This window comes from Chitinophaga oryziterrae (assembly GCF_009758125.1).
Classification (GTDB): domain Bacteria; phylum Bacteroidota; class Bacteroidia; order Chitinophagales; family Chitinophagaceae; genus Chitinophaga; species Chitinophaga oryziterrae.
Genome location: NZ_WRXO01000001.1, coordinates 1,360,405 through 1,378,408, shown reverse-complemented (window position 1 = coordinate 1,378,408; position 18,004 = coordinate 1,360,405). Strand labels below are relative to the sequence as shown.

General features: G+C 44.7%; 3 protein-coding genes. All 3 read left to right on the top strand.

Features of this window, described 5'->3' with window-relative positions; genetic code table 11:
* Positions 1 to 15: 15 nt before the first annotated feature.
* The 3 genes from GO495_RS05670 to GO495_RS05660 all read left to right on the top strand — a co-directional run bounded on the left by GO495_RS05670 (position 16) and on the right by GO495_RS05660 (position 17,971).
* The gene (locus GO495_RS05670) at positions 16 to 11,961 is read left to right on the top strand and encodes an Ig-like domain-containing domain (RefSeq protein WP_157298695.1); all 11,946 of its coding nucleotides are present in this window, start codon (positions 16 to 18) and stop codon (positions 11,959 to 11,961) included.
* Between the two features lie 240 nt (positions 11,962 to 12,201).
* Entirely contained in the window at positions 12,202 to 14,832 is a 2,631-nt protein-coding gene (gene ppsA, locus GO495_RS05665) for a phosphoenolpyruvate synthase (protein ID WP_157298694.1), read from the top strand.
* Between the two features lie 319 nt (positions 14,833 to 15,151).
* Positions 15,152 to 17,971, top strand: a complete 2,820-nt coding sequence (locus GO495_RS05660; protein ID WP_157298693.1) for an outer membrane beta-barrel protein — start codon at positions 15,152 to 15,154, stop codon at positions 17,969 to 17,971.
* The last annotated feature ends 33 nt before the right edge of the window (positions 17,972 to 18,004 follow it).

The window sequence follows — 18,004 nt, the reverse complement described above, 5'->3', positions numbered from 1 at the left end:
CTAATCACTCATACGATGAGCTTATTCCAGGATTTAGTAGCCCTCTTTTCACAGGCTACAGAGATACGTGACAAGTATACCGGCATTTCAATTGAAGAAATGCTCGGCTATATCAGGGCAGAAGAAGAACTGCGCTTTTATGTGGATGGCTCGCTCAATTACGGGCACCAGGCTACAACGGTCAATATTATGAAGCGCATTATTAACACCACAACTTACACAGGTAACATTGTGGTATACTATGCCGGAGGTGCTGAGACTGCCCAGAAACTTGCCATCTTACTACCTGATCTGAACCCGTTGAATATTGATACCACAACAATAAGTTATAGTAGCTGTACCAAAATTACTTTTAAACCATTTCCCGTTACCGTTGAGCCGCCGCAAATCAGGTACGGTTTTACCGGAGGAGCAGATCTGATGACCGATAATTTTGCAGAAAAATTGAAAGTCGATTATTTCCTGCGCCTGGAACCCTATCTCTGGGAAATGCTCAATAAGAATAATGTAACAAGTGCGGTACAAACAACCGGCAGCCTGGATAAATTCAATCTTTCCAAAGAATCCATACAGTTTAACAGTCTTGCTTATAAATTTACACAGGATTCCGTTGGCAGTGTATCGGAACACATCTGGACATGGTATACCTCACAGGTTTTTAACCATGATCTGGCCACGCGCACTAAAAATGTAAAAGCCGTATACGATGCCTATTACGACGATCCTTCGGCAATGAGTCTTTTGCCTGCTTATGGTCTGCACCAGTTCAAAGAAGACGCTGGTGAGATAAGTCTTAATCTTGTATTGTCAGCGCTGGATATCATACAATCATTAAATAAGCCATTGGTCATCCTCCATTTCAGCGATCCTGCAAGACCTGATTCCAATATTTTCCAGTACCTGGATGCTATTAAGGATGATATCAACAACGGTATTAAAGCGCTTACCAATCTGAAAAATGTAATATCTGCAACTTATATTGATAACGATCTTTTTGCGGCATATTCACCGTCCAACCTGGATGCATTAATCAATAAACTTACTGAGTATGTTACGCCGGCTATAGACAATGCTTACAAGCTTGTATTGCTGAAGGACTATGACGGCGTTGCTTATGTTGATATATCTGCTGAGATAACTGCTGCGCTGGATGGTGCAGGTAATAAGCAGCTCTTTGTCATCTCTATTGGTTCTGTGCCACAGGATGTATATAATTACTTCTATGGTAATTCCACGCTGCCGGGTCTATTCGAAGGCCAGGGAACATCCAGTATGGTGATCAGCCTGGGGAGGCCGTTTATGCAGGTACCCAAGAAAGGTACCAATGATGCTACCAATTATCCATCCAGTCTTGCAGCCAGCAACTATTCTGATATTGCGCAATACTGCAAAACATGGGTAACTTCCCTGAGAGATCTTTCCTTTGATGCATTCCTGAAAAAGAAAGCACCAAGTAATCCCAAAGTTTACCTGGATACGCTGGCAATTATAACAACGGCAACACTCCGCGCGGTCAACCCGGCACATATACTCAATCAATATTTTGCTACACTGGGCAACTATTACCAGAAAGATATACACGACAAACTTATGATAGGTCTGGTGGCAGTAGATGCCCTCCTATTGGGAGTTAGCGAAGAGAGTCTGTATGCAGAGCATTCCGGTATTTCCATTGATTCCTCCGGATCAATTAAAGTACAGCCATATAACCGGACCAGGGCGCATTCTTCAACATTAGGAGATAATGGGGATTTATATATAACAGGACTGGACGTCAATGGCGGAGAACCTGGACCATTGACGCTACAGGAGGTGTATGATCAACTTATTGCAGCCTGGTCGGACGGTAGTATCAGCCTGCTGAGCGCCCTGCCGAAAACTTACTTCAGCGATTTCTTTGCAAAAGTGACCGGCAATGCATTTTCCATTGAAGTGCCTGAAGAAAATATCATTGCTGAAAAAGACGCAGATGGCAACATTATCAAAGTGACTGTTTCAGGGGCTACAACCCTGTCATTTCTCGATGTAAAAATGGGTATAGACCTGGTGTATACAGCCGAGTCCGGGCCGGTAATAACGGAGGTTACGGCAACTGCAGACCAGGTATGGACGATAGAAAATATCCCCTGGATATTATTCCGGAAGCCGGGCTTTACGATGAAAGTAAATGAAGGCGGTTTCCCCGTACAGGGAGGCATACTTGGTACAATAGAAAGTTATGGCACAAGCGTTGGCATTCAGATCGAATATCCAGTAGGAGAAAGTACCTGGCTGCTCTCTGCGGCGTTTGACGGTAACTATCCAGGCATTGCTTCCATCTTCCAGGCCGCGGGAGGTATTAACCTTGTTCAGGTGCTCCCTGCTCCGCTTAGTCAACTGGCAGGTTTCGGCCTGAAGGAAGTACAACTGATGTATAACTCATCTTCCCTCAGTTTCGATTACATGTCGTTTGAAATGACAACGAACAGCCCATGGACCATTTCGCAGAATCCACTGTTCGCGATTACGCCTACCGTAGATATAAGTGTTTATAACGTGGCTGACGTCAGCAACCGCACTACCAATTTCCTGGTTACAGGGTCATTTACTATTGGTAATGGCACCATTACGATGGTGGGCGGTTATCCTGATTTTACACTTTACGGGGGGCTTACAGACGGCACTATTCAGCTGAGTGATCTGCTGGCATTATTTGGCGGAGAGCTTGACCTTTCCACCGCTGTTACAGAGTTTAATTACAATTATATTCCCAGTCAGAAATATTACCAGATAGACGCTATACTGGAAGCCGACAAACCACTCGTTGTAGCCGGGATATTCAGTATTGATAATCTCAGCTTTAATGTCAATAGCAATAATTCCATCAACACCGTATTTATCGGTGGCCAGATAACCGTATTGCCCAACTCCGCAAAGATCGTAATGGAACTGAGTGGTATGTATGCCACTGGTAAAGGCTGGACATTTGCCAGCAAGCAAACATCCGGTGTTGTGAAAATCGGGGATATGCTTACCTATTACATCGGTAACAGCTGGGCGCCGTCAGAAGAATATAATTACGGCATCGACGGACTTTCATTCACTATCAATACAGTCTCCTCCTACTGGGAATTCGGCGCAAAAACAGCCGCGCCATGGCATATCGACTTTATTGATCTTACAGTTGCAGGGACCGCGCAAATAGGGTATGGAAAGAAAGATAAAAGTGCAACCGCCGGTTATTATGGTGCTATCTCCGCAGATATCATCTGGAACAAGATCAACATTACCGCTTTCTACAATTTCAATCCCGATTACAAGGCGTATGGTATTACCTGGGGTATACTTACGGGCGAAGTGGAAGAAAAGAACATAGATGGGAAAATACACCAGATCGCCACACTGAAATTCAAAGAAACTACTACGATCGGAAGCCTGGTGGAAATAATGGTATCCTGGGCTACCGGCACCAGCTTCGGACTGGCCTCACCTTGGAATGTACTGAATAGCATACCACTCAATAACCTTTCACTGGTTTACGATTTTACTGATAATAAAGTGAGCTTTAATGTTGGTATAGGGCCTATCAACCTGGGCTTCGTTACCATCAATGGCATCAGTGTTTCCTATAACAGCAAAGATCCAAATCCTGATAACAACGGCGTAATCGTTACGCTGGATGTAACTGCAGCATGGGGCGAAATACCATCCTGGAATGCGGCCAAACCCGAAACTACACCGGCGCCTCCCGGACAGGGCAGCAAATATCTGGACCTTCGGATGCTGGCATTAGGACAGCATGTAACACTGGATTGTTTTAAAACAGCTGATAATGTACAGGCAGCCATTGCCTGTATGTCTACCCTGCCGGAAACCAAACCGGGAAAAATCCCACCCATACATTTTGATGCTAATAGCTCCTGGCTTACGGGCATGGACTTTGGCCTGCTGCAACTGGGAGGCGATAAATCCAATGCGGTGGCATTGGCCGCTACAACAGCCGCTGCCGCACAGTATTTCATCACAATGCAGATCGTATTTAACGATCCTTACCTCTATGCATTACGTATTGCACTGGAAGGAGAGCCTGCCAAAATATTCAAAGGGCTGGACTTCCAGATCATGTATAAAAAGATCAGCGACAGTGTGGGTGTATACCAGGCAGAGATCGTATTGCCTGATGTTATGCGCAAGATCAATATGGGCCAGTTTAACATAACACTGCCCGTATTTGGTATTGCCGTATTTACCAATGGCGACTTCCAGGTAGATATTGGTTTTCCTTGGAAAGAAGATTTTTCCCGTTCCTTTACCTTTCAGACCCTTATCTGGACACCTGTAGGTATTCCCATCCCCGTAATGGGATCTGCAGGCGTTTATTTTGGTAAGTTGTCCAGCGCTACTACCAACAGGGTGCCTGCCGCCACCAATGGCACATTCAACCCTGTGCTCGTATTCGGTTTCGGTGTGCAGTTTGGCTTCGGCTACTCTTTTGATGTAGGTATACTCAAAGCCGGATTCAGTCTTACAGCAGTAGCCATACTCGAAGGTATACTTGCAAAATGGAACCCTTATCTGTTAAGTGATGGCAGCGGTAACAATACACAACTGGAAACATCTTATTACTTCTGGTTCCGGGGTACAGTGGGTATCATTGGCAAGCTGTATGGTACAGTAGATTTCGCCATTGTAAAAGCAGATGTAAATATAGATATCAGATTGCTGGTGCAGATGACCTTTGCGCCTTACGAACCAATAGAACTGTCCATTACCGCATCTGTAAGTGTATCACTCCGTATCACCATCAATCTGGGGCTTTTCAAAATAAAGATCAGCTTTAGCTTCTCTGCAAGAATACAGGAAGGAATCACTATAAAAGCTATTGGCGGTACGCCACCATGGACCACTACAGAGCAGGTACAGTTGCTTACGGCCGGTATGCCTGTACTGCAAAGAAGACGCAGGAGATTTTACTATGATCAGAAAGAACTGATGGCTATGCGTGCTGTTACCAGCCCGGTATGGTCTAATCTCGGGAAGGCAGCAACGCCGGTTCAACTTACGGCATACGCAGGACTGGGCCTTACGATGGCAGGAGATAATGCAGCAGATGTGTCTCAGCAAATGGCATGTTACATTGCAATGCTCTTTCTCGAATCTGTACCACCACCGCAGGATGATAAGGAGAACGGAAAACAGAAAGCGTACGGTGCAGGTATTGATACCTCTTTTGAACTGTTAGGCAAACAGGTATTCAGATGGGCTATTGCAGCAATACAATCCGGACCAATGACAAGTGCGGAAGTAGACGCCACAATTGTAACCGATCTGCAACTTGCAGCACTGCTGGATTACCTGAGCGATACTGCGAACCCAACACCGATAACGGTTGAGGATGTGAATGCATTTATGACCAACCAGTTTACGGTCACAGTAAACGCACCTTCGTCCGGAGAAACGGATGCCACTTATTTCCCCGTTCCACCGGAAATGCTGCTTACACTGCCGGATTATGGTACCGACTATAAAGGTATTTCATACGACTTTGCAGGGTATAACAGTACATCTTCTGCATATACAGAATACCTGCGGAGATACTTTAATGAGCTGGCAGTACAGGTGGAAAAAGATGAACAAACCGGTAACCTGCAAACGCTTAAGATGGACGATGCAGACGGCCAGTCCATGGCCAGCTTCATCTATAGCGATTACTTCCTGCTGATATGCCGGCAGATGTTACAGTCAGCAAGAGAGTCTCTTAAAGACTTTAAATATTACCTGCAGGACAACCAGACTATAAATGACATTGTCAACTGGGTAAATGATAAAGCGGGAACAGACCTGTACACCATTGAGGCTTTGTTTACAGACAATGTCTCAGCCGGTCTGAACGCTGGAAAACATCTGCGTATAACAGGCAGTACATATATTGTACAAGCATCTGATACATTCGATAGTATTGCAGCGCAATCAATATTTTACAATGGGTTTACAGGCAAAGAACTGGCCACTGCCAACCAGAATACAGCCAATACGCTATCCCCAGGCATTACTATCAGTTATCCAGGTAAAGATCCTTATAAAACGCTGGCAGGACAATCACTCAATGATGTATCACAGGCTATAGGCGTATCAGTGGGCGACCTTATAAATAACGGCAATATTACCGGTCTTGCCGGGTTATTGCTGCCCGTTGCCACCATTGCCCTTCCTTCTTTCAATAACACTACTGCAAGCGGTGACACCCTGAATAAAATCGCATCCCAATACAATATCACACAGCAACAACTTGCAGCACCTGCAGAAAATGGCACTGTATCTGACCTCTTTGATAAGAGTACAGGAGATTATATAAACATTGCGAACCTGCAGCAATTCCAGACAGGGGAACTGATCAATGAAATACAGGCAACAAACGGCCTGCAGCACTTATCCGGTATGACGTCCCGTTATTATATGGCAGGACTTCGACTTCCAACAGAAGGGATCACACCGGAATATAAAGGCATGTGGGTTACAGATAACGGAGGTGTGCTGACACTACCTGCGTATGCCGGCTTATACGCATTAACAGGACAGCAATTCCAGATACCCAACCTCGGAACTGAAAATTTCAACATCCAGTTATCCGGCACATTGGCGCTAAGCTGGCTGATATTTGCCGGTAGCAATCCGTCCCAACTGATATTACCACTGACACCTGGTTCCTTTGATGCCCGGCAGATCAGTGCTGTAAAAGGATATGCTACTGCTAACATTCTTGATGTATCTCTTTCGTTACTGGGGGCGCAGGATACCTTTATTACAAAAGAGGCCACTTATCCATTCACATCAGAAATCAATTGGAACAGTGCCTCAGCCTTTACAATGCCTTACGGCGGAGATGCCGGGGGCGTACCAGCGCTAAGTCTGTGGCAGTTACCAGACACCCTGTTGCAACTACCCGACCCGCAGACCCGCGCAGTGAACCCAAGGGTTAAAATGCAAATAGGCCGATATGATGAAGCCAGCCGCACAATGGTCAATACACCTGTTACCTATTATGGGTATGGATCTTTGGTTTCATTTACAATTAAAAAAGTTCCGGTAGTTACTGACAGCCCGAACACGCTCACTACTTACGAGATCATGGGAGCTGACGGCAGCAATGTGGAAGTGCTGGAAAAAATGGTAAGCGGGATCGGAGATAACAAATCCCTGATCGCTACACTCACAGTTGCTTACGGCGTAGATTCAAATGGCACTACAACCGAAGGTATCCAAACAGACGCACTCAATAGCCTCACAATGGGCATTGCACAGGTAAACCTGTCTACAGAAACGCGTCCGGACAGTCTTTCTGCCCTGTTCTACCTGACAGCTGAACAACAGGAGGCAATGGTATTGCTTAATGAAACAACTGACTTTATCCGTTTGCTCTGGCAGGCAAGTATCACGAGAGGAGGAGGTTATTACCTTTATTATTACAATTCCGGCAGTAGCAGCGGCCTGCCGGACAGAATATTTAACGATAAAAATGAAGCTGTCATTTCCCTGCTGGTATTATATACGGCATCTGATGATAGTGCTTTACGCAATAATGTAACCAACTACATGAATGTGCTGGCTACCGGCGAAGCGATCGATACAACACATGCGGTATTGTTTGCAGAAGCTGATCCATATCAGTATAGTCTGCCGTCGGATAGTGCACAGACATTATCTGACCTGGCATACAAATATTATGGCAATGTAGCGGATGTAGTTACTGACAATGATGGTCTCACATTAAGGGCTGGCAAGCAACTGCTGATAGATGAAGGTGTATATGAAGTAAGACCGGAGGGGAACGCACCAGGAGGCAACCTGGATACGATTGCGGCTTACTTCGGTACCACACCGGATGCCATTAAAGCAGCCAATCCGTTACAGACAACCTGGCCGGATGTATTACCGGTGTACACAGCACTCTACTTGCCGGAAATTACAGTAACTGTAGGAACAAGCAACGGGGGCAATACATTTGAAAGCATTGCTTCCTACTATGGAGAAGATCTCGCAGCCCTGGGTGGCAAAAACCAACAGGTAGCTGGCATATTTGCCGATAATCAGCAGATAATCATTAGTGGAGGACCGGATATACGTACTTCTGCTGTAGCACCGGGAGTAGCAGGCATTGCCGCAGAACGCCCTGTGCCCGGAGCAATACCTGATGATCCTTCCAATCCTGATTATGGCAGGCTATTCCTGCTGAACACCTACAACATGCTCTCTTACCAGGTGGCTGATAACAATTATTTTAGTGCAAGTAACCTGGGGCTTCCTGCCACACCATCCGGAGAAACGGAAGACCAGGATACGAATGACAAGATGAGTTATCCTAAAACATTGGCAGAAGGTGACAATTGGAGCTATACGCAATCTATACCATATACACGCTTTGCCAAAAATGTTGTACTAACAGCGGCTAATATGCCGGATCAGACAGATAGCCCATACCATGGACTTGGAGGACTGCTGCAGATAGATTATGCATGGCAGGACCTATATGGCAACCGGATTATTACTACGCTAAGCCAGCCATCCGGTAACAGCCGGCTTAATATGCCTCCGGTACTCACTGGTTATACTGATGCGCTCATTGGACTAAATCAATGGCCTTCCATCGCCGCATCATGGGAAGTGAATACAGATGTAAAACAAGACCCGCAATTACAATTAAACCTCTCATTTGGTGATAGCTATTACCAGGGACTCATGTGGGCCAAAGCCGCGGGTAAAACAAGCATCACTGCATGGTTTACAGAACCGCTGGATGAAATATCTGCTATAGATCATGCAAACTATAGCCTGGACCAGGGTATCAGTATCCAAAACATAACACTCGCCTCAGATAATCAAACAGTGACGATACAGGTGGATAATGTTCCGGAGAACCTGCTGGTAACTTTAAGTATCAACAACATCAGTAATACAGACCAGACAGAGACATATACCGGCATTGCACAGTTTAGCTATCCGGAAATTCCTGCAGAAGCCACATCTACCGTCATTGAGCAGGCTAAAAAGGACCTGTCCGTATACAAGCAGTTATGGTACCAGTTAACGGATCCTAACGGCATTGCATATGCGGTAGACACCACGCTGCTGCAACAAGGTTATACGCTCAGCACAGAACAGATTTCGGCCCTTGTGGAAAACTGGATCACATCCATCTATCTGTTCCTTGAAAACAGATCAAAAGGGCTTACAGATGTACCTGCGCCAGATGCTGCTCATCTGCTGACATTTGCAATTGACCCTGCAAACCTGAACGCCGCGCAGATATTCCGTCTTGATCTCAGCTTCACTGTAAAGCGCACAAAAAATGCGGCGTCAGGTGATCTTGAAACCACAGGTGGCATACTGCAGGCTGTAACGGAAGTATCTCCACTCTCCGATACATCTGGCGGCAACACCCACAGCCTTAATACTTTTGCGGCCCTCTTTGAAGAAGCCCTGCTGCAACCCGGTAAATATGAATTACGCATTGCAACCGGTACCGACAGGGAAAATGCAGGTAACGATAAAGAAACATGGGCGGTACGACTGGGACTAAATAAAAATGCCCTTACACCGATAGCATATACTATCAACGATCCGGCTGATCCTGATATGTTTGCACCACGTCCTATATCCAATAAGCTGGAATCAAGACGGCAGGTGCCCATCTATTACTATTCTGAAAAAACAGGTATAGATTTCAATACACCATCTGTCTATGTCGATTTTACCGGTATCGATATGGACCAGTGGGGAAATCAGTTTTTCAGCAGCATAGATAATATACTGTCGCCAGAGTTTACAGCTGCGATACAGCTGGTGGACAACAAAAAACAGACGACTTATCTGCAGGACCTCCTGGCCGGTAAAAAAGCGCTGGCTGATATTGTGAAAGAGTGGATGATACCGGTGTTCAAAGATGAAACCGCTAATGCGGACGCTGTAAAAGAGAGCTTTAAACAGCTCCTGCTGGAGAAATTGGGCAATGCTTATACAACCCAGGCTGCAATCCAGTTTCATGCTACGGTAAGCGCTGATATAGCAACTGATATTGCCCCTCGTCTGTACGGCAGTATAAATCGCAACTTCAAATTTGAAGATACGATGGTTAATGCCACAGATAATACTATTATATACCTGGTCTTCACAAATCCACCTAATGAAGCTTCGGCCGGCATGAGCAGCAACTTTACAGTAAGTGACGGACTGAATGTAGTCAGTGCCGGTATAGATGCTGACGACACCCGGCGGATTATCCTCAAACTGAATGGACAGGCAATTGCCGATAGCACACAGGTAACGATAAACGCGGACTTTACAGACATGACCGGGAATATGATTATGCCACCGTTTACAAAGGTGGTGTTGAAAGAGATCAATGAAGGTAATAACAGTGACTCCATTACATTTACTTCTCCTAAGCTGTCACTGGAAACAAGCCAAACAGTTACACTTCCATTCCTGATTTCATCGCCGCAGGTCGTGAGAGGCAGCAATAAAGAATTATTACCTTATGTAGATCTGGACCTCAGCTTTGCCGGTAGTTCAATTGAACATCAAATCAGTACACTGCCTAACATTGACGGCTATGAAGCATCAACATGGCTGAGCTTCGTTACACCGTTGTCAATTAATGACAGTCCCCTCAGCGGCAATCTTGGTAAAATGAAGGTCCCAATGGTATTACGTGAGTTCCCAACTGCTCCTTCCATGGTAAATCAGTCGGGAGAATCTGCCATACCTCCTGACGTTGCAGATATCAGCCAGTTGCTGAACTGGAACTATAACATTGAATATTCTTTACCGATCCATTATCCGCAGGACCAGCTGGACTTCACGATTAACTTTAACGTAATGGATAACAGTGCCAGGATGCTGATGGGAATCGAGGACGCCTTCCCGCAACTGGCAGAGTTTGTTACAGTATCGCCGTCGGTATATGCCGTGCTGGAATCACAACTGACGCAGGTCACCGCTGGCACAGCTATTGGAGATCCCCTGCTGGATACCGTTTCAACTGCGCTTACTTCCTATACGGCACTGGTATCCCATGTGGTCACTGCGGCTCAGGGCAATATGCTGGCAATGCCTTCCGGCAGCAACAGGATTACAAGTACGGTAGTACTGCCGTATAACTTCTATATACAGGAAGGATCAGCTACGGTAAATGAAGTGCAGGCGCTTATTGTATCTGTGTATGGCTTACCTCCGGATGGTATAGGTCAGCCACTTGTGGACATCAAAGGATACGAACGCCACTCTTATACACAGGCATGCACCGGAGATTTCTGTTATTACTATACGAAAGACGGGGCAGTGTTGCCTGCTGCAGAAGGACAAGTGATACAGGACAGAACGGTGATCATTCCGGCAATGAATATCCTTGCCCGGCAGGATTCCGCTACTATAGCATTCATTAGACGAAATGCAGAGCTGGTACCTGGTAAGCCGAGCAGTGAACCATTCATATATACAACAGGAACGGTAGAGTTTTCAAATCCTTACCATCCTACTACTGACAGCGATACGCCGGTAGATATATCTACGATCAATGCTCCATCCGGAAATCATAATTATGCATCGCTCACGACTCAGCTTACTAACCTGTTTGATGCATTGCTGGAAGAGAATTCTCAGGATACCGTCAGCTTCCTGATGAGTTGCCAGTACATCTATCAACTCAATACAGGTACAGGAAATGTGGCCCTGCCGGTGATCATGCAGCCAATGCAAAGTATCCAGGTAAATCCGGATGCTTCTACGGGTGATAAAAAACTGGCAGATATGATCGCAGAATGGGCCGGTAGTATCGGGCTGTGGTATAATACCCACAATCCGGTCAGCACCAATGCAGCCCTATGGTTCGACCTCACCATTTTTTCTAACCTTACACAACAGCCGCTGCCACTGGTAAGGCTAAGATCTTTAAACCTGGGTATTCAATATATCACGCAGATGTAGATAGGTAGCATGTGAATCAGATCATAAAATAGGTTGTATCAAAAGTATGATACAACCTATTTTCATTCGGATACTGAGGGAGATTTATGCTCATTCAGACGATTATTCCCGGGAATATTTAAATGGAAAACGTCCCTGCTTCCATCATTATTGTGCGCAAAAAATATAGTTGAGAAACAGTGTTTTGATGTGCCATATCTTATATTTTTGGCTTTACACATCTCTAAAAAAGCCATTAATATGATACCGGAAAAGATAAACACATATATACTTTGTTTTCAGGAGATCGACAGATCAAGGTTTATGATCGCAGGAGGCAAAGCTGCGAATCTGGGTGAACTGTCCGGAATCAAAGGGATACAGGTGCCGGAGTTTTTTTGTGTTACCACCGAAGCGTATAAAAAAATAACCGGAAATAATCAGGAGCTTAACAGCTTGCTGGATGAATTAGCACGTCTTAAGGCTGAAGAGAGGGAAAATATCAGACAAATCAGTGCAAAAATCCGTATGGCCATCGAAAGAATACCCATTTCTACTGATATAGCAGAAGAGATCGCGGGTTATCTCACAAAGTTTGGCGAAAAAGAGGCCTTTGCTGTGCGGTCCAGTGCTACAGCCGAAGACCTGCCAACGGCATCCTTTGCAGGCCAGCAGGATACCTATTTGAACATTATCGGGAAAACGGCAATCCTGCAACATATCAGTAAATGCTGGGCATCGCTGTTTACGGAGAGGGCAGTGATTTACCGCCTTCAAACCGGCTTCGACCACCGTAAAGTCCACCTGTCCGTGGTTGTTCAGAAGATGGTCTTTCCGCATGCGGCAGGAATTTTGTTTACTGCCGATCCTGTCACTTCTAACAGGAAAATATCATCCATTGATGCCAGCTTCGGACTTGGTGAGGCCATAGTCTCGGGCATTGTGAACACTGATCTCTATAAAGTGTGTAACAGTAAGGTTATCGATAAGAAGATATCCACCAAGAAACTGGCTATTTATGCCTCAAAAGATGGCGGTACGAAAGAACAGGAGATTGAGCCCGAGAAGCAGAATAAGCAAGCGCTGACGGATGAGCAGATTTTACAGCTTGAATACATAGGAAGAAAGATCGAAGAACATTTCGGCCACCCCCAGGACATTGAATGGTGTTTGGTTGATGATACATTTTATATTGTACAGAGTCGGCCAATCACTACTTTATACCCGGTCCCGGAAGCGAATGATCAGGAAAATCACGTTTACATATCTGTCGGCCATCAACAAATGATGACCGACCCCATGAAACCATTGGGATTGTCCTTATGGCAATTAACAGCTTTTCGACCGATGTTTAAAGCCGGTGGGCGGTTATTTGTTGATATAGCATCTAACCTGGCTTCACCCACCGGCAGAAAAACGATAATAGATGTCATGGGCCAACATGATCCCCTCATAAAAGACGCATTGATAGCCATCACAGAGCGCGGAGATTTTATAAAATTGTTGCCAAATGACAAAGAAGAATTGAACTCTATCAAAAGCAGTACAGGTAAATCGTCCGCAGATATTCACGCACAAATCAAAAACGATCCGACGATCGTTTCTGATCTGATCAAGCGGTATCAAACATCGATAAAAGAGTTAAAAGATAACATCCAAACGAGATCAGGACCGGACTTATTTGATTTTATCCTGGAAGATGGTCAGCAATCAAAGAAGACCTTATTTGACCCACAGAATAGGAGTGCAATTATGGCTTCTGTAGATGCATCAACATGGATCAATGAAAACATGAAGAAATGGTTAGATGAAAAAAACGCAGCAGATACACTTTCTCAATCTGCCCCCAATAATATTACTTCGGAAATGGGACTGGAGTTATTGGATCTCGCAGATGTGATCCGTCCTCACCGGGATGTGATCAATTATTTACAACATGTAAAAGATGATAACTTTCTGGACGATCTGGTTAAGTTTGATGGTGGACAGGAAACCCGGGACGCTATCTATGCTTACCTCAACAAATACGGTATGCGATGTGCAGGAGAGATCGATATTACAAAAACGCGTTGGAGCGAAAAACCGCTTACACTCGTCTCCATGATTCTCTCTAATATCAAAAACTTTGAGCCTGGTGCCGGCAAGCGAAAATTTGAACAGGGGCGACAGAAAGCTTTGAAAAAAGAACAAGAATTATTAGATCGGTTGAAGCAATTACCGGATGGTGAACAAAAAGCCAGGGAAACAAAACAAATGATCAGCCTACTCCGGAATTTCGCCGGTTATCGTGAATATCCAAAATACGGGATAATTAACCGCTACTTTGTTTATAAGCAGGCCTTACTGAAAGAAGCTGAACAACTCGTACAAGCTAACGTTATCCATGAAAAAGAAGATATCTACTACCTCACTTTTGAAGAACTTCGCGAAGTAGTGCGCACAAATAAACCGGATTACCAGATCATCAGCAAACGAAAAGAGGAGCACAAATTATTTGAGAAACTAACTCCCCCACGTGTTATCACGTCTGACGGTGAAATCATTACGGGTACGTACAAACGGGAAGATCTCCCGGCCGGAGCTATTGCAGGTCTGGCTGTTTCTTCCGGAGTGATAGAGGGACGGGCACGTGTCATCTTAAACATGGAAGATGCAGATCTGGAAGCTGGGGATATATTAGTCACCTCATTCACTGATCCTAGCTGGACACCATTGTTTGTATCCATAAAAGGCCTGGTCACCGAGGTTGGTGGACTGATGACCCATGGAGCAGTTATTGCACGTGAATATGGCTTACCGGCAGTTGTTGGAGTGGAGAATGCTACCAAACTGATCAAAGACGGACAGAGAATCCGGGTGAATGGAACGGACGGATACGTAGAAATACTATAAATTGAGATGCTTTTTGTTAGTGAAGCAAAAAGGCCAGATTGTTGAGGAGCAATAAACCGATTATAATCTTATAGCTAAATGGGAATAGTTAAGTATGATAATGCTTGATTATTCCCATCGTTATTTAATAGGCTATTGTTCGTAATGCAGGAACTTTTAGATTCACCGCAAAGTAATTTTATGGGTTTCTATTAAACATCAAATCCAGGGAAGAATTTCCAAACATTAACTTCCCTTAACATTAATGCAAGGCTTGTTAACCTGCTTTTGCAGATGGCGGAACTACTTTCGTAAGCAGTTTATAAAGTAAAAAACCTCCATGCAAAAGAACTACCTACTGCTGATAGCCTGCTGTTTCGCCATCACCGCACACGCTCAAAAGAATGGCTCCGTTAACGGGACCGTATTCGATAGTATAGCCAGGCAACCCGTTGCTTCAGCCACTATTACCCTTTTACAGAAAAAAGACTCTTCGCTGGTCAGCTTTACTATGACGGACAACAAAGGTGATTTCGTACTTACTGGTATTCCCAGAGGAGAATATCGCCTGCTGATTACCCATGTAAACTATCACAATGCCAGCCTGCCCGTTATCATCAGTGATGCCGTCCCTGTGGTCAACTTTAATACAATCGTACTCTACGACCTGAGTAAAACATTGAAGGAAGTAGTGGTAACTGCCGAAGCTCCACCTGTTACGCTTATTGGCGATACCATCCAATACAACGCAGGCTCGTTTAAAACACAGCCAAATGCCAGTGTGGAACAACTGCTTAAGAAAATGCCCGGGATACAGGTAAATAAAGATGGTACGGTTAAAGCCCAGGGACAAAAAGTAAACCGTGTGCTGGTAGACGGTAAAGAGTTTTTTGGTACCGATCCCAAAACCGCTACCAAAAACCTGCCTGCCGATGCCGTAGAGAAAGTACAGGTATACGACCGGCTGAGCGATGCTGCTCAACTGACCGGCTTCGATGATGGCAATAGTGAAAGGACCATCAACCTGAAGCTGAAACAGGATAAAAAGAAAGGCCTGTTTGGTAAAGCGTCTGCCGGTGCCGGTACTAGCGACAGGTACGAAGGACGCTTTAATGTAAACTCTTTTAAAGGAGCCCGGCAGTTTTCCACCATTGGCATGGCCAATAATACCAACGCGGAAGGTTTTTCATTTATGGACCTGATGAATTTTACCGGAGAACTGAATCGCCAGCGCCAAAGTGGCAATGGAAATCTGAACCTCTCCCTGAATTCAGATGATCCCATTACGGCATTAATGGGCAGCAGTAACAGCAACGGTATCAAGACCATCCGGGGTGGTGGGTTTAACTACAATAATGTCATCGGAAATAAAACTGATTTCACCAGCAATTATTTTTACAACCGCTACAATCCTTACCAGGAAAGTACAGTGGGACGCCAGTATTTCCTGCCCGATTCTTCTTATTACTACAATCAGCATACTGTCAGTGACAACCTTAATAACAGCCATCGCCTTAATCTCAGTGCTGATATCCGCATCGATTCTTTTCATTCCCTCAAAATATCACCTTCCATCGGATACCAGGAAACCCGCAATAACAGTTATAGCAATTATGAAACACTTTCTGAAGATAAACAACTGGCTAACCAGGGCTTCAGCAATAACTATTCCTCAGGTTATGGTACCAATTTCCGTAATGATCTGTTGTTCAGGAAAAAATTCCATCGCAGGGGCCGGACATTTTCACTCAGCCTGCAAACCAGCTTCAATAACAGTAAAAGCAATGGTAGCCTGCTTTCCACAAACCAGTTTTACAGCCATGGATCCTCACTGCCTGACTATGATTCCATCAATCAGCGCAATATTGTAACGGGAGCATTGAACAGCTATACTGCGCGTGCCGTGTATACAGAACCGGTGTTTAAACATTCACTGTTTGAATTCAGCCTGAGCAGGAGCAATGCCAACAGCAGGTCTGATAAGGTAACATATGACTATAACGGGCGAAGCGGCAAGTTTGACCAACTGAATACAAGCCTGACCAACAATTTCGAAAATACTTACGACTATACGAATGCAGGATTACGTCTACGCACACAACAGAAACAATTCAGTCTGGCAGCCGGTCTGAATTGGCAAAAGGCGGAGTTAAAGGGTAAGATCATTGCCGGCACCGGTGATTCGGTCATTCATAAAACATTTTATAACCTACTGCCCTCTCTACGGTTTAAATACGATTTTACCCGCTACCGCAATCTTAGTATTAACTATGCGGCTATTACAAAACAACCTGATATATCACAACTGCAACCTGTGCCCGATATAACAGATCCACTCAATATCCGCGAAGGAAATCCTGATCTTAAACCGGAATTGACACATGGGGTACAACTGAATTTTATATCTGTGAATCCTTTCAAAAATAAAAACCTGTTTGCTTTTTTTAACCTGCAGGAAACACAGCACAAAATTGTGAATTACGATGTAGTGGATACCCTCGGTATTAAACATACCCGCCCGGTAAATGTAAACGGGGCATACAATATGACGGGTAATTTTAATCTTGGACTGCCGCTCCGTTTGTTGAAAGGTTCGGTCAATTTCAGCAGCAATATGGGATACAGCAAAACGAAACAATTCATCAATACCGTGTCTAATACCATAGGTACCATCAGCCTCGGGCCTGAGGTACGCTTCGATCTGAATCCTTCTGATAAAGTAGACCTGTCATTAAGCGGTGGCTTTAATTATTATAAAACCACCTATTCATTGCAGGCAGCCCTTAACACCAGCTATTTTTCACAGCAATATGAAGGTGAGATCAATTGTCAGTTGCCGTCCCGTTTTTACTTTACTACCAGCTTTACCTATACAATTAGCAGCCAGCGTGCGAAGGGCTTTAATGCCAGCGTACCATTATGGAATATGGCTATTAGTCGCCAGTTCCTGCATTTTAACAGGGGGGAGTTGAAGCTGAGTGTTTTTGATGTGCTCAATGAAAATGTAGGGATCAGTCGTACCAGCAACCAGAATTATATTGAAGACAGCCTGATAAAAAACCTGCAGCGCTTTTTTCTGCTGAGCTTTACTTATAGCCTGAGTAAAAACGGTCTTACAACTGTCAGACCAGATGGCGGAATGAAAATTATACGACAATAGCAGAATGCAAATGCATAAAGAAAATCAGGCTAT

What these genes read in the sequence shown, in the direction of transcription:
- GO495_RS05670 (WP_157298695.1), top strand. Translation starts at nt 16, where the DNA reads ATGAGCTTATTCCAGGATTTAGTAGCCCTCTTTTCACAGGCTACAGAG.
- ppsA (WP_157298694.1), top strand. Translation starts at nt 12,202, where the DNA reads ATGATACCGGAAAAGATAAACACATATATACTTTGTTTTCAGGAGATC.
- GO495_RS05660 (WP_157298693.1), top strand. Translation starts at nt 15,152, where the DNA reads ATGCAAAAGAACTACCTACTGCTGATAGCCTGCTGTTTCGCCATCACC.